Below are 16208 nucleotides of genomic sequence, written 5' to 3'. Positions count from 1 at the left end.
TCGGGGTTCCCGCACTTCGGGGCAGGTTGTTCTGTCCTCACAGCCAGGTGGTCACTCGCGGGTCCACTCCAGCAGCCGATCCAGCGGCCACGTGTTGACGATGCGCTCGGGCTCGATCCCGCACAGGGCGGCCCGCTCGCACCCGAACCGCTGCCAGTCCAGTTGACCGGGCGCGTGCGCGTCGGAGTCGATCGAGAACACGCAGCCCCACTCGTACGCCTGCCGCATCAGCCGCTTGGGCGGGTCCAGCCGGTCGGGCCGCGAGTTGATCTCCACCGCCACCCCGAACCGCCGGCACGCCTCGAACACCAGCTCGGCGTCGAACTCCGACTCCGGCCGCAGCCCGCCCCGCTTGGTCCCGGCCTTGACGATGCGCCCGGTGCAGTGGCCGAGCACGTCCACGCGCGGGTTGGCGATGGCGGTGACCATCCTGCGGGTCATCTCGTAGCGGTTCATGCGCAGCTTGGAGTGCGCGCTGGCGACCACGACGTCCAGCCGGTCCAGCAGCTCGGGCTCCTGGTCGAGGGTGCCGTCGGGGTTGATGTCCACCTCGATGCCGGTCAGGACGCGAAACGGCGCGAGCTCCTCGTTGAGCCGCTCCACCAGGTCGATCTGGCGCTTCAGCCGGGCGGGCGACAGGCCGTTGGCGACGGTGAGGCGGGGCGAGTGGTCGGTCAGCGCCAGGTACTCGTGGCCGAGCGACTTGGCGGCGGCCGCCATCTCCTCGACCGGCGAGCCGCCGTCGGACCAGTCGGAGTGGCTGTGCAGGTCGCCTCTGAGCGCGGCGCGCAGGGCGGCGGTGTCGGCGTCCAGGTCGCTGCCCTCGGTGGCCCGCAGACGCCGCAGGTAGGTGGGCGTCTGCCCGGCGAGCGCCTCGGTGACGGCCAGCGCGGTGACCTTGCCGATGCCGGGCAGGCCGGCGAGGGCTCCCGACTCGGCCAGCCGTACCAGCTCGTCGGGGGGCAGGTCCGCGACGACGGCGGCGGCGCGGCGGAAGGCGCGCACGCGATAGGTCGGCTCGCCCGCCCGCTCCAGGAGGAAGGCGATGTCTCGTAGAGCCTGCACCGGATCCATAGGTAGACAAATACCCCAACCAGGGGCTCAAGCGGTTTGAAAGCGATGACTTATAGAGATTGAAGCGGACAAACAGCATCGATAGGCTTACTGGCCACCATAGATCTGGAGCTCGATGACCGCCCCGCCAGCCGCCCGCCCAGGTAAGTCCTCCAAGGTGATCACACTCACCGTGATCGGCATCGTGTCGGTCGTGGTGGTCGGCTACTGCGCGGCCCAGGGCGATGACGACGTGACCGCCGACTGCGTCGAGGCCAGCAGCCTGAACAGCGGCGCCTTCGAGGTCGTCGACGACGACTACTGCGACGACGACCACTACTCATCCTCCGGCGGCTACCGCGCCTACCACTGGTACTACGGCGGCACCCGCAACGGCGCCCTGGTCCACGGCGGCAGCACGATCCGGCCCTCCAACGTCACGATCAGCAGCCGCGACGGCAAGTCCATCCAGCGCGGCGGCTTCGGCAGCCGCTGGAGCGGGGGCAGTTGACGTGACCCGGCGCCTGGCCTCCCAGAACGTCTCGATCGGCGCGGTGGCCACGCTGTCGGCCCTGATGCTCGGCGCCTGCGCGCAGCAACCGCCCCCGGTGTACGAGCGCTCGCCCGTGACCGTTCACGAGGCCGAAGACGAAGAGGACGAGGTCACCGCGCACTGCGTGGTACGCGACAGCGAGGACGACGGCCGCTACACGGTGGCCGGCGACGAGAAGTGCGACGGAGCGGGCAGGCACGGCACGTACATGTGGTACTACGGCGGAACCAGAACCAAGCGCCACGTCACCGACGGCTCGCCCCGGCGCCCGCGCGGCGTCTTCGTCACCACCCGCGACGGCGACGAGATCGGCAAGTCGGGCCGGATCTCGCGCGAGGGCTTCGGCGGGCGTACGACGGTGGGAGGCTGAGCGGTGCGACGCGAGACGGGAACGCCCCGCGACGGGTGGGAGAAGACGATCGAGAGCCAGGGCCTGGCCTACCACCGGGCCGCGCACCCGGCGGGACTGACCCGGCCCTACTGGGACGAGTCCGCCCACTACGTCTTCACCATGGACGAGGTCCTGGAGCTGGAGTCGCAGGTCGAGGAGCTCCACCAGATGTGCCTGCGCGCGGTCGAGCACGTGGTCTCGACCGGCCGCTACGCCGACTTCGCCATTCCCGAGTGGGCGCGCGAGGACGTCGCCCGCTCGTGGGAGCGGCGCGACGATCACCTGTACGCCCGCTTCGACCTGCGCTACGACGGGACGGGCCCGGCCAAGCTGCTGGAGTACAACGCCGACACGCCCACCTCGCTGGTGGAGTCGTCGGTGGTGCAGTGGTTCTGGCTGAAGGACACCCACCCCGGCGACGACCAGTGGAACTCCGTCCACGAGCGGCTCATCGACCGCTGGAAGGAACTGCGGCTGCCGCCCGGCCCCACTCACTTCGCCTGGACCAACATGGACGAGACGGGCGAGGAGGCCATGACGCTGGCCTACCTGCAGGAGACCGCCGAGCAGGCCGGACGCCCCACCGTCGCCATCGCCATGGAGGACATCGGCTGGGACGGCGCCGGCCGCCGCTTCGTGGACCTGGAGCAGCGCTGGATCCGGTCGGCGTTCAAGCTCTATCCGTGGGAGTGGATGCTGGCCGACGACTTCGGCAGGCACGCGGTACGGCACGCCACCTGGATCGAGCCCCTGTGGAAGACCCTGCTGTCGAACAAGGCGCTGCTGGCGCTCCTGTGGGAGCTGTACCCCGGCCACCCGAACCTGCTGCCCGCCTACCTCGACGGGCCGCGCGAGATGTCGTCCTACATCGCCAAGCCGCTGCTCGGCAGGGAAGGCGCCTCGATGCGCATCGTGACCCCCACGGGCGGCCAGGAGACCACCGGGTCCTACGGCGCGGAAGGCTACGTCTACCAGGGCTTCGAGGCCCTGCCCGTCTTCGACGGCCAGCGTCCCGTGCTGGGCGCCTGGGTCGTCGCCGACGAGTCGGCGGGCCTGGGCATCCGGGAGACCACCGGCTACATCACCGACGACACCTCCTCCTTCGTACCTCACCGGATAGCGAGCTGACGTGACCCTTCTCGAAACCCTTGCCCGCGGCGCCGGATTCATCGCCTCCTACGCCGCGCTCGGCGTCATCTTGATGATCGTCGGCTTCTACGTCATCGACCTGGCCATCCCCGGCAAGCTGAGCCAGATCATCAAGACCGACCGCAACCCCAACGCCACCCTCCTGACCACCTCGGGCCTGGCGGCGGTGGGCCTCATCGTGGCCGCCTCCATCTGGGCCTCGGGCGGCCGCCTCGTCGAGGGGCTGGCGACCACCGCGGTCTTCGGCCTGGTCGGCATCGCCGTACAGACGGTGGCGATGCTCGTGTTCGACAAGATCGTCGGCATCGAGGTGCGTGAGCTGGTCAAGGAGCCCGAACTGCAGCCCGGCGCCCGCCTGCTGGCGGTGACCCATCTGGCGATCGGCCTGATCACCGCCGTCGCGGTCATCTGAACCGACCTGGCACCCTAGAAGGGTGACGACCCGGGAAGACACCACACGGCGGCTCGAGCGCGCGATGGGCGCCCTCGGCACCGCGGCCATGGCGCGCATGGACGATCGGCTGCCCTGGTTCCGCGCGCTCAGCGCGGAGGACCGATCCTGGGTCGGGCTGGTGGCGCAGGCGGGCATCGCCGCGTTCGTCGAGTGGTTCCAGCACGCCGACGAGAAACGCCCCACCCCCAGCATCGAGTTCTTCGGTACGGCCCCGCGCGAGCTCAAGCGGGTCATCTCGCTCCAGCAGACGGTCGACATCATCAGGGCCGTGGTCGAGGTCGTCGAGACGCAGACCGACCAGCTGGCCGCCCCCGGCGGCGAGGACCAGCTCCAGCAGGCCATGCTCCGCTACACGCGCGACGTGGCCTTCGCCGCGGCCCACGTCTACGCCCGCGAGGCCGAGGCCCGCGGCTCCTGGGACTCCCGCCTGGAGGCGCTGATCGTCGACGCCCTGGTGCGCGGCGAGGTCGACGACGGCCTCCACTCCTGGGCCGCCGCGCTCGGCTGGACCTCCTCGCCGGTCGTCGTCATCGCCGGGCGCGCCCCCGAGGGCGACCCGCGCGCGGTGATCGACGGGCTGCGCGAGAAGGGCCGCCGCATCGGCATGGACCTGCTCGCGGGCGTGCAGGCCGACCGGCTGATCGTGATCGTGGGCGGCGCGGAGGGCGTCGAGGAGGCGGCCAGGCCGGTCGTGGCCCGCTTCGGCGAGGGCCCGATCGTGATCGGCCCGGAGGTGCCCGACCTGCACGCCGCCGCCCGTTCGGCCAGCGCCGCGCTGGCCGGGCTCAAGGCCTCGTCGGGCTGGCCGGACGCGCCCCGTCCCGTACACGCCGAGGACCTGCTGGCCGAACGCGCGCTCGACGGCGACGACGACGCCAGGCGGCAGCTCGTGGAGAACGTCTACCTGCCGCTGGCCGGCACGCCGCTGCTCGACACCCTGGCCACCTACCTCGAACAGGGCACCTCGCTGGAGGCGACGGCCAGGCTGCTGTTCGTCCACCCCAACACCGTCAGGTACCGGCTCAAGAAGATCACCGAACTCACCGGGTACCAGCCGACCGAGGGCAGATCGGCCTTCACGCTGCAGGTCGGGCTCATCCTTGGACGTCTGTCGGAGAGCGCGGTAACCTGGCGAGCCCTAACGTAACGCGCCCGTTACCCCCGCTGTAGAGTTCCTACAAAACCGCCTGGACAAAGTTCGTACGGATCTCCATCCGCGTGTCGAACTTCTACAGGGCATCGTGGATTTCGTGCTTGTACTCGTCGCTCCGGGCCAAGGCGCCCAGTCACCCGGCTTCCTCACTCCCTGGCTTGAGCTGCCCGGACTCGCCGACCGCCTGGCCGCGTGGTCCGACGTCGCGGGCATCGACCTGATCGCCTACGGCACCACCGCCGGCGAGGACGAGATCAAGGACACCGCCGTCGCCCAGCCGCTGCTCGTGGCCACCGCGCTGGCCTCGGCCGAGGCGCTCGGCGCGAGCCCCGACCTGCTGGCCGGCCACAGCGTCGGCGAACTGGCCGCCGCCGCGCTCGCCGGGGTCATCAGCGCCGAGCAGGCGCTCGACCTGGTCCGCGTACGCGCCCAGGCCATGGCCAAGGCCGCCGCCATCACCGAGACCGGCATGACCGCCATCCTGGGCGGCGTGGAGGAAGAGGTCCTGGCCGCCCTCCGGGAGCACGGCCTGACCCCCGCCAACATCAACGGCGCCGGCCAGATCGTCGCCGGCGGAACACTCGAGCAGCTCGCCGCGTTGAAGGAGCAGGCGCCGGCGCGCGCCCGGCTCATTCCGCTGAAGGTCGCCGGCGCGTTCCACACCACCCACATGGCCGCGGCCGTGACCGCGATGCGCGAGAGCGCCGCCGCGATCACCCCGGCCGACCCGCGGGTGAAACTTCTGTCGAACGCCGACGGACAGGTCGTCGCGGGTGGCGCCGACTTCGTCGAGCGGCTCATCAACCAGGTGAGCAACCCCGTCAGATGGGACTCCTGCATGGCCACGATGACCGAGCTCGGCGTCACCACGATGATCGAGCTGCTGCCCGGCGGCACGCTGACCGGGCTGGCCAAGCGTGGCATGCGCGGTGTGCAGACCGTGGCGCTGAAGACTCCGGACGACCTCGACGCTGCCAGGGAGCTGATCAAGTGAGGATTCCCGACGCCGCACCGGGAGCCAGGATTCTGGCCCTCGGCCACTACCAGCCCGCCGGCATCGTCACCAACGACGACCTGGCCAAGACCATGGACACCAACGACGAGTGGATCCAGTCCAGGGTCGGCATCAAGGAGCGGCGGGTCGCCGGCCCCGAGGAGACCCTCGAGGACATGGCCACCCAGGCCGGCGGCAAGGCCCTGGCGGCCAGCGGCCTGTCGGCCGACGAGATCGACCTGGTCATCGTCGCCACCTGCACCCTGGAGACCCAGATCCCCAACGCGGCCGCCATCGTGGCGCACCGCCTGGGCATCCACTCCCCCGGCGCGTTCGACGTCAACGCCGCGTGCGCCGGCTTCTGCTACGCGCTGGCCACCGCCAGCGCCGCCGTCCGCGGCGGCGCCGCGCGCAACGTGCTGGTGATCGGCGCGGAGAAGCTCTCCCAGTGGGTCGACTGGACGGACCGCTCCACAGCCGTGATCTTCGCCGACGGCGCGGGCGCGGCCGTGGTGGGCCCGTCCGACGTGCCGCGCATCGGTCCCGTCGTCTGGGGCAGCTCGGGCGACAAGTCCGACGCGATCATCATCGACGAGCGCGACACCTTCCTGCGCCAGGAGGGCCAGACGGTCTTCCGCTGGGCGACCACGACCCTGCACCCGGTGGCCAAGGAGGCCTGCGAGCGGGCCGGGGTCGACCCGGCCGACCTGTCGGCCTTCGTGCCCCACCAGGCGAACCTGCGCATCATCGAGGCGATCGCCCGCAAGATCGGCGCCCCGGACGCGGTCATCGCCCGCGACATCGTGACCGCCGGCAACACCTCGGCGGCCTCGGTCCCCCTGGCGCTCTCGCGCATGATCGAGCGCGGGGAGGTCCGCTCCGGCGGGCTCGCCCTGCTGCTCGGGTTCGGCGCCGGGCTGACCTATGCGGGTCAGGTCATCGAGATTCCGTAGGATCCGGTACGGCTGCGCCGTACCGGCACACAAAGGCTTGTGCGGCGCTGCCGTACAGAATCCAGAAAACTCAGAAGGAGAATTAGCGACATGGCGACCGAGCAGGAGATCCTCGAAGGCCTCGGCAAGATCATCAACGAGATCACCGGCATTCCGGCCTCGGACGTGACTCCCGAGAAGAACTTCGTGGACGACCTCGACATCGACTCCCTGTCCATGGTCGAGATCGCCGTGGCCGCTCAGGACGAGTTCGGTGTGGAGATCCCCGACGACCAGCTCAAGAACCTGAAGACGGTCAAGGACGTCCTCACCTACATCCAGGGCTGAACCGCCCTCTTCCTCTGATCGACAAGGAGCGTAAACACGTGAGTGCAAACCGGGTACGTGTCGTCGTCACCGGGCTCGGCGCGACCACGCCCGTCGGTGGAGACGTCACCTCGACCTGGTCGGCGCTCCTCGCCGGTCAGTCTGGTGTGGAGACTCTCACCGAGGACTGGGTCGACCACGTCCCCGTGAAGTTCGCGGGCAAGGCGGCGGTCGACCCGGCCGAGGTCCTGCCCAGGCCCGAGGCCCGGCGGCTCGACCGCAGCGAGCAGTTCGCGCTCGTCGCCGCGCGTGAGGCGTGGCAGGACGCGGGCGCGCCCGAGATCGCTCCCGAGCGGCTCGGCGTCGTGGTCTCCAGCGGCATCGGCGGCATCAGCACCACCCTGTCCGCCTACGACACGTGGAAGGAGAAGGGCTGGAACCGCCTTTCGCCCTTCACCGTGCCGATGCTCATGCCCAACGGCCCCGCCGCGTGGATCGGCCTCGACCTCAAGGCCCAGGCCGGCGTGCACGCGACGGTGTCGGCCTGCGCCTCGGGCGCCGAGGCCATCGGTTACGCGATGGACATGATCCGCTCCGGCCGCGCCGACGTCGTGGTCGCCGGCGGCACCGAGGCCGCGATCCACGGGCTCAACATCGCCGCGTTCGCCGCCGCCCGCGCGATGTCCACGCGCAACGACGACCCGCAGGGCGCCTCGCGCCCCTGGGACCGCGCGCGTGACGGTTTCGTGCTCGGCGAGGGCGCCGGCATCGTGGTCCTGGAGTCGGAGGAGCACGCCCGCGCCCGCGGCGCGCGCGTCTACGCCTACGCCGCCGGCGTCGGCTACTCCGCCGACGCCCACCACATCACCCAGCCCGAGCCCGACGGCCGCGGCATCATCCAGGCGATGACCCAGGCCATGAGCGACGCGGGCGTGAGCGGCCTGGACGTCAGGCACGTCAACGCGCACGCCACCTCGACGCCCGCGGGCGACGTGGGCGAGGTGGTGGCCATCGCCAAGGCGATCGGCACCCACCCGCTGGTGACCTCGACCAAGTCGATGACGGGTCACCTGCTCGGCGGCGCGGGCGGCATCGAGTCCGTCTTCACGATCAAGGCCATGCGCGACCGGATCGTGCCGGCCACCATCAACCTCTCCGACGTCGACGACGGCATCGAAGTGGACCTCGTCTACGGCCAGAACCGCGCGCTGCCCGACGGCGACATCGCCGCGGTGAACAACTCGTTCGGCTTCGGCGGCCACAACGTGACCGTCGTGTTCGCTTCGCACTGAGGAGTTCTCGATGACCGTGCTGGACAACCGGGTGGTGACGCATGGCTCCGATTCGGACCCCGCTGATCCGCGCGACCCCTTCGTCCGTCTCACCGCGCTGCTCGACGAGGGTTCGCTGCGGTTGATCACTCCTCAGGACAAGAGCGGCGTTCTGGCCGCCATGGGCCGCGTCGAGGGTGTCCCCGTCGTCGCGTTCTGCAGTGACGCCCGCTTCCAGGGCGGCGCGATGGGCAGCGAAGGCTGCGAGCACATCGTGCACGCCTACGACGTGGCCGTCCGTGAACGGGTGCCGGTCCTCGGGATCTGGCACTCCGGTGGTGCGCGACTCGCCGAAGGCGTCGAGTCGCTGCACGCCGTCGGCCGGGTCTTCTTCGCGATGACCAAGGCCTCCGGCGTCGTCCCGCAGATCTCCGTCGTGGTCGGCGCCGCCGCCGGCGGCGCGGCCTACGGGCCCGCGCTGACCGACATCGTCATCCTGGCCGACCAGGGCCGGATCTTCGTGACCGGCCCCGACGTCGTCCGCAGCGTCACCGGCGAGGACGTCGACGCCGCCGCGCTGGGCGGCCCCGAGCCCCACAGCAAGCGCAGCGGCGTCGTGCACGTCGTCACCAAGACCGAGACCGAGGCGTACGTGAAGGCCCGCGAGCTGGCCTCCCTGCTCGGCCACCAGGGCCGGGTGCGCCTGCCGGGTGTGGAGGAGGTCGACTTCAGCACGCTGCTGCCGGAGTCCCCCCGCCGCGCCTACGACGTCAAGCCGCTGGTCAACGGCCTGCTGGACGAGCAGGGCGTGGAGCTGCACCCCAAGTGGGCGCCGAACGTGGTCACCTCGCTGGGCCGCCTGGGCGGCCGCACGGTCGGCGTGATCGCGAACAACCCGCTGCGGCTGGGCGGCTGCCTCGACGCCACCTCTGCCGAAAAAGCCGCCCGATTCGTCCGCATGTGTGATGCTTTCGGGGTGCCGCTGGTCGTCCTCGTGGACGTCCCCGGCTACCTGCCCGGCGTCGGCCAGGAGCACGACGGCGTGGTCCGCCGCGGCGCCAAGCTCCTGCACGCCTTCGCCGAAGCCTCCGTCCCGCGTGTGACGCTGGTGACCCGCAAGGCGTACGGCGGGGCCTACATCGCCATGAACTCCCGCGCCCTGGGCGCCACCAAGGTCTTCGCCTGGCCGACCACCGAGATCGCCGTGATGGGCCCGGTGGCCGCCATCCGCGTGCTCAAGCGCCGGGAACTGGCCGCCGTGCCGGAGGAGGAGCGGCCGGAGCTGGAGCTGCGGCTGGCCGAGGAGCACAAGAAGCTCGCGGGCGGCCTTGAGCGTGCCCAGGACCTGGGCGTGATCGACGAGGTCATCAAGCCGGAGGAGACACGCGGCGCCATCGCCAAGCTCCTCGCCCAGGCCACTCCGGCGCGCGGCGCCCACGGGAACATCCCGCTGTAGGGGGAGCCGTCCGGCGTCCTGGATACTCGATTCGTGAAGTATGTCCTGGCCGGGGGTACCGGCGCCCTGGGGCGGAGCCTGTCGGTGGATCTGGTCGCTCGTGGTCATGACGTGGTCGTCGTGACCCGGCGGCCCCGGCGCGGCTGGCCGTTCCGGATGGTGGGGTGGGACGGGGACCTCGCGGCCGAGCTGAGCGGGTCGGTCCTGATCAACCTGGCGGGCGAACTGGTGGACCGCCCGCCCACCCCGGCCAACGTGGAGTTGCTGACCCGTTCCCGCGTGGAGCCGACGCGCGCCCTCGCGCGGGCCGCGGCCGGTGGACCGCCCGCCGTGTGGCTGCAGCTCAGCACGCTCGCGATCTACGGCGAGGGCGGGGAGAGCGAGCTGACCGAACTGTCGCCGCCCGCTGATGGACCGCCGCAGATGGCCGGGGTCGCCAAGGCCTGGGAGGCCGCGGCTCGGGGGGCGCCGTGCGGGCGGCAGGTGATCCTGCGGACCGCGGTGGTCTTCGACCGCGACACCCCGGCGCTCGACCGGCTGACCGGCCTGGTGCGCTGGGGGCTCGGCGGGCGCGTGGGCAGCGGCCGGCAGTGGGTGAGCTGGCTGCACGCCGCGGACTTTCTGGAGATCGTACGGCGGGCGGCGGAAGACCCGGCGCTGTCGGGAGTGGTCCACGCCACCAGCCCGCGGCCGGTGCGCAACGCCGAGATGATGGCCGCCTTCCGCCGCGTCCTACGACGCCCTCCGGCGCCGCCCACTCCCGAGCCGATGGTGCGGCTCGGCGCCCGCGTACTCCGTACGGACCCGGCCCTCGCGCTGACCGGGCGGCGCTGCGTACCGGCGCGACTGACCGAGGTGGGATTCCGGTTCCGGCATCCGGAGCTGGAAGAGGCGATCGGCGACCTCCTCCGGCCGTCCTAGACGGCGGCGTGGAGCCAGCGGACCGGGGCGCCGTCGCCCGCGTAGCGGAACGGCTCCAGTTCCTCGTCCCACGGCCGCCCGAGCAGGAGGTCGAGTTCGTCCTCCAGGACGGTACGGCCCTGTGCGGACTTCATCATCGCCGCCCGCAGCCGGTCCTCCGGGATCATGATGTCGCCGGAGGCGCCGATGACCGCCGTGAAGGCGCCGAGGGTCGGCGTGTAGGCATGTCGGGAGCCGTCGATGCCGGGCGAGGCGTCCTCGGTGCACTCGAAGCGGATCCGCTGCCAGCCCATGAGTGAGGAGGCGATGGCCGCGGCGAAGCCCGGATGGCCTTCCCACTCCGCCTGCGCGCGGACGGCGTTGGGCGCGGCGGTTTGCGGCGTCCACGTCAGGTCTACGGGCACGCCAAGGATACCCGCGACCGCCCATTCAATGTGCGGGCACAGCGCAGGCTGAGCCGAGTGGACGTACAGCACGCCACGAGCAGACACCGGACCTCCCGTTTCGGTACGAGGTGCGCCTTCCCCAACGGCCTCGTCCCAGGATGATCACAAGTGACTAGGGAGAGACTACCGTCGGTCGCAATCCGACACCAGAGGGGGGCCATACCAAGTTGTTGCGGCGGTGGCACGTGACACCGCTCCCGGCGCGGAAAGATACCCGATCATGGACATGCAATCTGCCGGGCAGGCCCTCATCCGGCCAGGTCAGCTCCTTGTCGACCGCAGCGCGACATCGGCGGCGGGCCGCTGGACCCAGGCCGTGGCGGAGGCCGACGGCGTGTGCACCCTGCGGTTGACGCCGGGGGTGGATCCGTGCGAGCTGGCCCTGGACCTGCGCGGGCGGGGACACCGGGCCTCGCCCAACCACGTCTTCGCGGGGCAGCCGCTTTTCTTCGGCGGACCGGCCTCGCGGCCGTTCCCCACCGCGCCGGTGCCGTTCAGGCCGGGCAAGGAGCGCTCTCCCGTCGTGGTCGGGCTGCTGGACACGGGCGTGGCGCCGCACCCGTGGTGGTCGCGCAGCGAGTGGTACGGCGAGCTGGGCCAGGAGGCCGCCGACGCGACCACGGGCAACCAGGCGGGCCACGGGACGTTCATCGCCGGGCTTCTGGTGCGCCGCGCGCCCGGCGTGACGCTCAAGGTCCGCCGGGTGCTGGACGGCGACGGGCTCGGCGACGAGGCGGGCATCGTGCGGGCCCTGCACCGGCTGCGCTCCGCGCCGCGGCCCGTGGGGGTCCTGAACCTGTCCTTCGGCGGCCACACCTTCGACGACCAGCCGCCGCCGATGCTCGCCGACGCGCTGGGCGCGCTGCCCGGCGCGGTGGCGGTCGCCTGTGCCGGCAACACCGCCTGCGACCGTCCCTTCTGGCCGGCGGCGCTGCCGTCGGTGATCGGCGTGGGCGCCCTGGACGCCGGGGAGGAGCACCGCTCGCCGTTCTCCGCCCACGGATCCTGGGTGGACGCCTGCGCCAGGGGCGAGTGGCTGGCGAGCAGCTATCCGGGTTTCGAGGGATATGCCACATGGAGCGGCACCTCGTTCGCCACGGCGCTGGTGGCCGGAGCCGTGGCCGCGCTGGCGCGGGAGGCGCCGGCCAAGGAGGCGGCGGGTCAGATCTTGGCCGGGGACCGGCAAATTCCGGATCTGGGAGTCGTGGTTCCCGCGAGTCTGTAGAGTTTACGCTCAGTCCCCAGGTCAACACGAAGGGCAATGTGAGGGTTCTTCGTGACGCAGCATCCGGGCGGAAGGAGGCCGTATGGGCGACCCGCGCGCGGTAGCGGAATTGCTGGCAGCAGCGGCCGACGGCGACCGGATGGCCTGGGACGAACTCGTGGCCAGGTTCACTCCGCGCATGTGGTCGGTCGTCCGCGCCTGCGGGCTCGACGACGCCGATGCGGCGGATGCCGTCCAGGGTGCCTGGCTGCGCCTTGTCGAACACCTTCACACCATCCGTAATCCCGCCGGACTGGGTGCCTGGCTGACTACCACGGCCAGGCGCGAAGCGCTGCGCGTCCTCCGCAGGGAGCTTCTCCCGCTCCCCCTTGACCTCGCGGAGGATTCAGATCCGGCGGCGGCCATCCTGGAAGCCGATGCCCACCGCCTGCTGTGGCAGGCCATCTCCTCACTCAACGAGCCCTGCCGGACGCTCCTGACTCTGATGGCGCACCGCGTCGGCAATCAGCAGTCAGCCGTACGGCTCGGGCTTCCGTTAGGCAGCATTGGACCTAGTCGAGAACGCTGCCTAAGAAAACTGCGCACCCTGATCTCATACGAGGAGACGGTGCATTGAGTAACGACGACTACCTCCTGGCGGCGATAAGGCTCGCCGCAGGGAACGACCCAGTTCCCAATCACGTATCCGCAGCCGCGAGCGAGGCATACTCGCTTCGGATCCCACATGTGGTGACCGCCGCATCCATCGAGTGCGTCGCCATGCGGACCGTGCGGGGGGTGGCAGGTCCGACAACAGTACGGTTCGCCACCGACGACGTCACCTTCGACCTGGAGCTCACTGTGAACGACGGGCTCATCGATGTGGCAGGGCAAATCCTGCCGTATCCGGGCGAAGGCAGTCATGTCGATGTACGAACTCCGCACATGACCATGAGCCGGCGACTGGCCGGAACGGGGCAGTTCGCCGTCACGGGAATGCCCCCCGGCTGGTTCAACGTCGTCTGCCATCGTCCGGGCAAGGCGCCCGTGGCGACCAGGTGGCTGCGTATCCGGCCATGACCTGAGAGATAGCGCTGTAGTACCGGGGCGGCGGAGCCACCGCCGTCCCACAGCGCGCCACCTCACCTCCATCTCGACCTATCTCAGCACTTCACCCGGGCCAAGGCATGACCGCTGAGCAGGCAGACTCCCCGATCACCTCAGACCTCCAACCGGCGCGCCCGGACGCGGCGCCCACCATCCTCGCGGCGGCCGAGGCCGCCGTGTCCAGATCCGTGGTCGACCCCGAGCAGGCGCTCGCCGCGGGCCGCCTCGTGCTGGTCGCGGCCGAGCACACCGGCGCCGTCGAGGCGGCCGTGGTGGCTCTGCGCGCCATGGGCCTGGCCGCCCGCGAACTGGGCGACCTGCAGGCCGCCGAACGCCACCTGCGCAAGGCCATCGCCACGCCGGCGGCCCCGCCGCGACGCGTGGCCCAGGCCAGGCTCTCCCTCGTCACCGTGCGCACCGAACGCGGCCATCCCCTGCAGGCGCTGCGCGTCGCCGCCCTCGCCTGGGCGTACCTGTGCCCGCTCGACCGCGCCAAGCTCGACACGCAGCGGGCCGTCGCCTTAGCCCACCTGGGCCGTTACCAGGAGGCCATCGCCGCCTGCGACCGTTCCCTGGAGACGCTCGCCACCGCCCCCGGCACCGTCGACGACCGCCGGTTCCTGGCCGGTGGCCTGCTCAACCGCGGCCTCGTGCGCGCCTACCGCGGCGACTGGCACCGCGCCACCCAGGACATCACCGCCTGCCTGGAGATCTCCCGCGCCGCCGGGCTGGCCCACCTCACGCGTCTGGCCGCCGCCAACCTGCCCTTCCTCGCGGTACGGCGCGGCGACCTGGCAGCCGCCTTCGCCCACTACCGGGCGGCCGAGGACACGCTGTTCGGGTACCCGGAGCGCCTGGCCACGATGCGGGCCGACTTCGCCGGGGCACTGCTGGCCGCGCACCTGCCCGGGGAGGCTCGGGCGTTGCTGAGCCTCGCCGTACCCGAGCTGGAGGCTTCCGGCGCGCACGCCGCGCTGGCGGAGGCGCGGCTGAAGCTGGCGCAGGTCGAACTCCTCACCGGCGACCCGCAGCGCGCCGCCGAGGTCGCCGCGCGGGCCGCGGCCGAGCTCGCCGCGCAGGACCGCGAGTCGTGGCTGCCGCTGGCCAGGGAGGTGGAGCTACGCGCCGGGCTGGCGCTCGGGCCCGTCACGCCCGCGCTGGTGCGGGAGCTGGCCGAGTGCGCCGAAGCGCTGGAGTTCGGTCCCGCCTGTGCCGTGGCCGCGGCGGCGCTGCGGCTGGCGGCGGCGGAGGCCGCGTTGTCGATCGACGATCATCCGACGGCGTCCGAGCAGCTTGGCTACCTCACCGCGCAATGCCGGCGGGTACAGCCCTCGGAGGGGATTCCGCTGGCGTCCAAGGCGCAGGCGGCCCATCTGGCGCAGCCTTCGCCGACTCCGCCGCTCATCCGGCAGCATGCGCTGGCGCTGGAGGCGGCGTTGCAGGAGGACTCGGCGGGGGCCTTCCGTGCGGTGCGGGACGGGCTGGCCGAGGTGGGCGGGCAGGTGGAGTCGCTGGACGATCCGGCGCTGCGGGCGCACGCGGCTCGGGCCGGGGAGCGGCTGGCGGCGTACGGGCTGACGCTGGCCGTGCGGGGTGGACGGGCCGAGGAGGTGTTCGAGTGGAGCGAGCACTGGCGGGCCGTCACCGGGCAGGTGCCGGGCGGGGCTGAGGAGCCGGGGCTGTCGGGGACCGAGGCCGGAGGCGGGGTCGCTCGGCGAGCGTCGCAGAGCGGCCCGAACACCGGCGCGGGCCGCCCGCCCGGCGGGGGTTTCGAGGCGCGGGCGTGGATGGCCGGCGCCGAAAGCGGGGTGGAACGGGGGGACGAGGCGGAGGGGTGGCTACGGGGCGTTCAGGAGAACCTGGGCGGGGCCGCGCTGGTGGAGTACGTCGTCGACCAAGGGGCGTTGCTCGCCGTCGTGGTGACCGCGGAACAGGTGCGGATGCGGCGGCTGGCGGAGGTGTCCTCGCTGGGTGAGGCGGTGGTGCGCCTCCGGTACGCCATGCGGCGGGCGGCGCTGGGCGACTGTCCTGGGGCCGGGGGCGATGTGGTGACGTGCGGGCAGGAGGTGGAACGGATGATGTTCCACCCGCTGGCCGGCTGGATCGGGGACCGGCCGCTGGTCGTCGTCCCTTCCGGGCCGCTTTACACGCTGCCCTGGTCGGCGCTGCCGTACCTGCGTGGCCGGTCCGTGACCGTCACGGCCGCCGCACTGGCGTGGCTGCGGGCCCGCACCGCGCCGCGCCCCGGCCGCGCGGCACCCGTCGTGGCCGCGACCGCCGGCCCCGACCTGAACGAGGCCCCCGAAGAGGTACGGCAGGTGCTGACGTGTCACCCCGGCGGACACGAGATCGAAGCCCGGATCGCCCCCGTGCTGCGGGCGCTCGCCGAGGTGGACGTCTTCCACGTGGCCGCGCACGGCGTCTTCCAGGCACGCAGCCCGCTGCTGTCGAGCATCACCCTGACCGACGGCCCGCTGATGGCCTATGACCTGCTCGGCCTGGAACACCCGCCGCGCCTGGTGATCCTGTCGTCGTGCGACGCCGGAATGGCCCGCGCCCCCTGCGAAGGCGCGCCGCTGGGGCTGGCGGGCACCTTTCTCGCCCAGGGTACGGCGTGCGTCATCGCCGGGATGGTGCCGGTGCGGGACGAGGAGGCGTTGGCCGTGATGACCTGCTTCCACGAACTCCTGGCCGCCGGCCACGCCCCGGCCAGAGCCCTGGCCGAGGCGACCGCGAAGACCGGCGTAACCGCCTTCGCCTGCTTCGGCGCCGGCGACCGCCCCCTAACCACCTAACC

The 16208-nt window shown here is 71.8% G+C and carries 17 protein-coding genes; 15 read left to right on the top strand and 2 right to left on the bottom strand.

Annotation, left to right across the window (positions count from 1 at the left end):
- Positions 1-51: 51 nt before the first annotated feature.
- Positions 52-1074, bottom strand: a complete 1023-nt coding sequence (locus tag ACFWYW_RS03960) for a PHP domain-containing protein (protein ID WP_379609541.1) — start codon at positions 1072-1074, stop codon at positions 52-54.
- A gap of 157 nt (positions 1075-1231) precedes the next feature.
- Between ACFWYW_RS03960 and ACFWYW_RS03955 the strand changes: the two genes are divergently transcribed.
- The 11 genes from ACFWYW_RS03955 (at position 1232) to ACFWYW_RS03905 (ending at position 10654) form a co-directional block, all read left to right on the top strand.
- Entirely contained in the window at positions 1232-1564 is a 333-nt protein-coding gene (locus tag ACFWYW_RS03955) for a hypothetical protein (protein ID WP_379640901.1), read from the top strand.
- Between the two features lies 1 nt (position 1565).
- Entirely contained in the window at positions 1566-1976 is a 411-nt protein-coding gene (locus tag ACFWYW_RS03950) for a hypothetical protein (protein WP_379609539.1), read from the top strand.
- A gap of 3 nt (positions 1977-1979) precedes the next feature.
- A complete protein-coding gene (locus ACFWYW_RS03945) occupies positions 1980-3125 on the top strand; it encodes a glutathionylspermidine synthase family protein (protein ID WP_379609538.1) in 1146 nt (381 codons plus the stop codon).
- 1 nt (position 3126) lies between these two features.
- Entirely contained in the window at positions 3127-3558 is a 432-nt protein-coding gene (locus ACFWYW_RS03940) for a DUF350 domain-containing protein (RefSeq protein WP_379609537.1), read from the top strand.
- Between the two features lie 64 nt (positions 3559-3622).
- The gene (locus ACFWYW_RS03935; RefSeq protein ID WP_184974587.1) at positions 3623-4747 is read left to right on the top strand and encodes a CdaR family transcriptional regulator; all 1125 of its coding nucleotides are present in this window, start codon (positions 3623-3625) and stop codon (positions 4745-4747) included.
- 103 nt (positions 4748-4850) lie between these two features.
- Positions 4851-5747 (top strand): ACP S-malonyltransferase, encoded by an 897-nt coding sequence (locus ACFWYW_RS03930; protein WP_379609536.1) that lies wholly within the window; start codon positions 4851-4853, stop codon positions 5745-5747.
- On the top strand, positions 5744-6700 hold the full coding sequence (locus tag ACFWYW_RS03925; protein WP_379609535.1) for a beta-ketoacyl-ACP synthase III: 957 nt from the start codon (positions 5744-5746) through the stop codon (positions 6698-6700). Before ACFWYW_RS03930 ends, ACFWYW_RS03925 begins: the two co-directional genes overlap by 4 nt.
- 90 nt (positions 6701-6790) lie before the next feature.
- Positions 6791-7027, top strand: a complete 237-nt coding sequence (locus ACFWYW_RS03920) for an acyl carrier protein (RefSeq protein WP_184974352.1) — start codon at positions 6791-6793, stop codon at positions 7025-7027.
- Positions 7028-7065: 38 nt separating this feature from the next.
- Positions 7066-8298 carry a beta-ketoacyl-ACP synthase II gene (fabF, locus tag ACFWYW_RS03915; RefSeq protein WP_379609534.1) on the top strand — a complete coding sequence of 411 codons (1233 nt, stop codon included), beginning with the start codon at positions 7066-7068 and terminating at the stop codon, positions 8296-8298.
- A 10-nt stretch (positions 8299-8308) separates the two neighbouring features.
- Positions 8309-9733 (top strand): acyl-CoA carboxylase subunit beta, encoded by a 1425-nt coding sequence (locus ACFWYW_RS03910; protein ID WP_379609533.1) that lies wholly within the window; start codon positions 8309-8311, stop codon positions 9731-9733.
- Positions 9734-9766: 33 nt separating this feature from the next.
- Positions 9767-10654, top strand: coding sequence for a DUF1731 domain-containing protein (locus ACFWYW_RS03905; protein WP_379609532.1), 888 nt, complete (start codon positions 9767-9769; stop codon positions 10652-10654).
- Here the strand turns inward: ACFWYW_RS03905 and ACFWYW_RS03900 are convergent.
- Positions 10651-11145, bottom strand: a complete 495-nt coding sequence (locus ACFWYW_RS03900) for a DUF3145 domain-containing protein (protein ID WP_379609531.1) — start codon at positions 11143-11145, stop codon at positions 10651-10653. The two genes, ACFWYW_RS03905 and ACFWYW_RS03900, sit on opposite strands and share 4 nt — an antisense overlap.
- Positions 11146-11320: 175 nt before the next feature.
- On the opposite strand from ACFWYW_RS03900, the gene ACFWYW_RS03895 reads away from it, so the two are divergent.
- The 4 genes from ACFWYW_RS03895 (at position 11321) to ACFWYW_RS03880 (ending at position 16206) form a co-directional block, all read left to right on the top strand.
- On the top strand, positions 11321-12325 hold the full coding sequence (locus ACFWYW_RS03895) for a S8 family serine peptidase (RefSeq protein ID WP_379609530.1): 1005 nt from the start codon (positions 11321-11323) through the stop codon (positions 12323-12325).
- Positions 12326-12407: 82 nt separating this feature from the next.
- Complete coding sequence (locus tag ACFWYW_RS03890) at positions 12408-12941, top strand: RNA polymerase sigma factor (protein ID WP_379609529.1); 534 nt, start codon at positions 12408-12410, stop codon at positions 12939-12941.
- Positions 12938-13384 (top strand): hypothetical protein, encoded by a 447-nt coding sequence (locus ACFWYW_RS03885; protein WP_379609528.1) that lies wholly within the window; start codon positions 12938-12940, stop codon positions 13382-13384. The genes ACFWYW_RS03890 and ACFWYW_RS03885 overlap by 4 nt, the downstream gene beginning before the upstream one ends.
- Positions 13385-13491: 107 nt before the next feature.
- Entirely contained in the window at positions 13492-16206 is a 2715-nt protein-coding gene (locus ACFWYW_RS03880) for a CHAT domain-containing protein (RefSeq protein WP_379609527.1), read from the top strand.
- Positions 16207-16208: the final 2 nt, after the last annotated feature.

Source organism: Nonomuraea sp. NPDC059023 (genome assembly GCF_042740095.1).
Lineage (GTDB): Bacteria > Actinomycetota > Actinomycetes > Streptosporangiales > Streptosporangiaceae > Nonomuraea.
Note: the sequence above shows the minus strand (reverse complement) of the source record. Positions and strands in the feature narration are given on the sequence as shown.

What these genes read in the sequence shown, in the direction of transcription:
- ACFWYW_RS03960 (WP_379609541.1), bottom strand. Translation starts at nt 1,074, where the DNA reads ATGGATCCGGTGCAGGCTCTACGAGACATCGCCTTCCTCCTGGAGCGG.
- ACFWYW_RS03935 (WP_184974587.1), top strand. Translation starts at nt 3,623, where the DNA reads ATGGGCGCCCTCGGCACCGCGGCCATGGCGCGCATGGACGATCGGCTG.
- ACFWYW_RS03920 (WP_184974352.1), top strand. Translation starts at nt 6,791, where the DNA reads ATGGCGACCGAGCAGGAGATCCTCGAAGGCCTCGGCAAGATCATCAAC.
- ACFWYW_RS03910 (WP_379609533.1), top strand. Translation starts at nt 8,309, where the DNA reads ATGACCGTGCTGGACAACCGGGTGGTGACGCATGGCTCCGATTCGGAC.
- ACFWYW_RS03895 (WP_379609530.1), top strand. Translation starts at nt 11,321, where the DNA reads ATGGACATGCAATCTGCCGGGCAGGCCCTCATCCGGCCAGGTCAGCTC.
- ACFWYW_RS03890 (WP_379609529.1), top strand. Translation starts at nt 12,408, where the DNA reads ATGGGCGACCCGCGCGCGGTAGCGGAATTGCTGGCAGCAGCGGCCGAC.
- ACFWYW_RS03880 (WP_379609527.1), top strand. Translation starts at nt 13,492, where the DNA reads ATGACCGCTGAGCAGGCAGACTCCCCGATCACCTCAGACCTCCAACCG.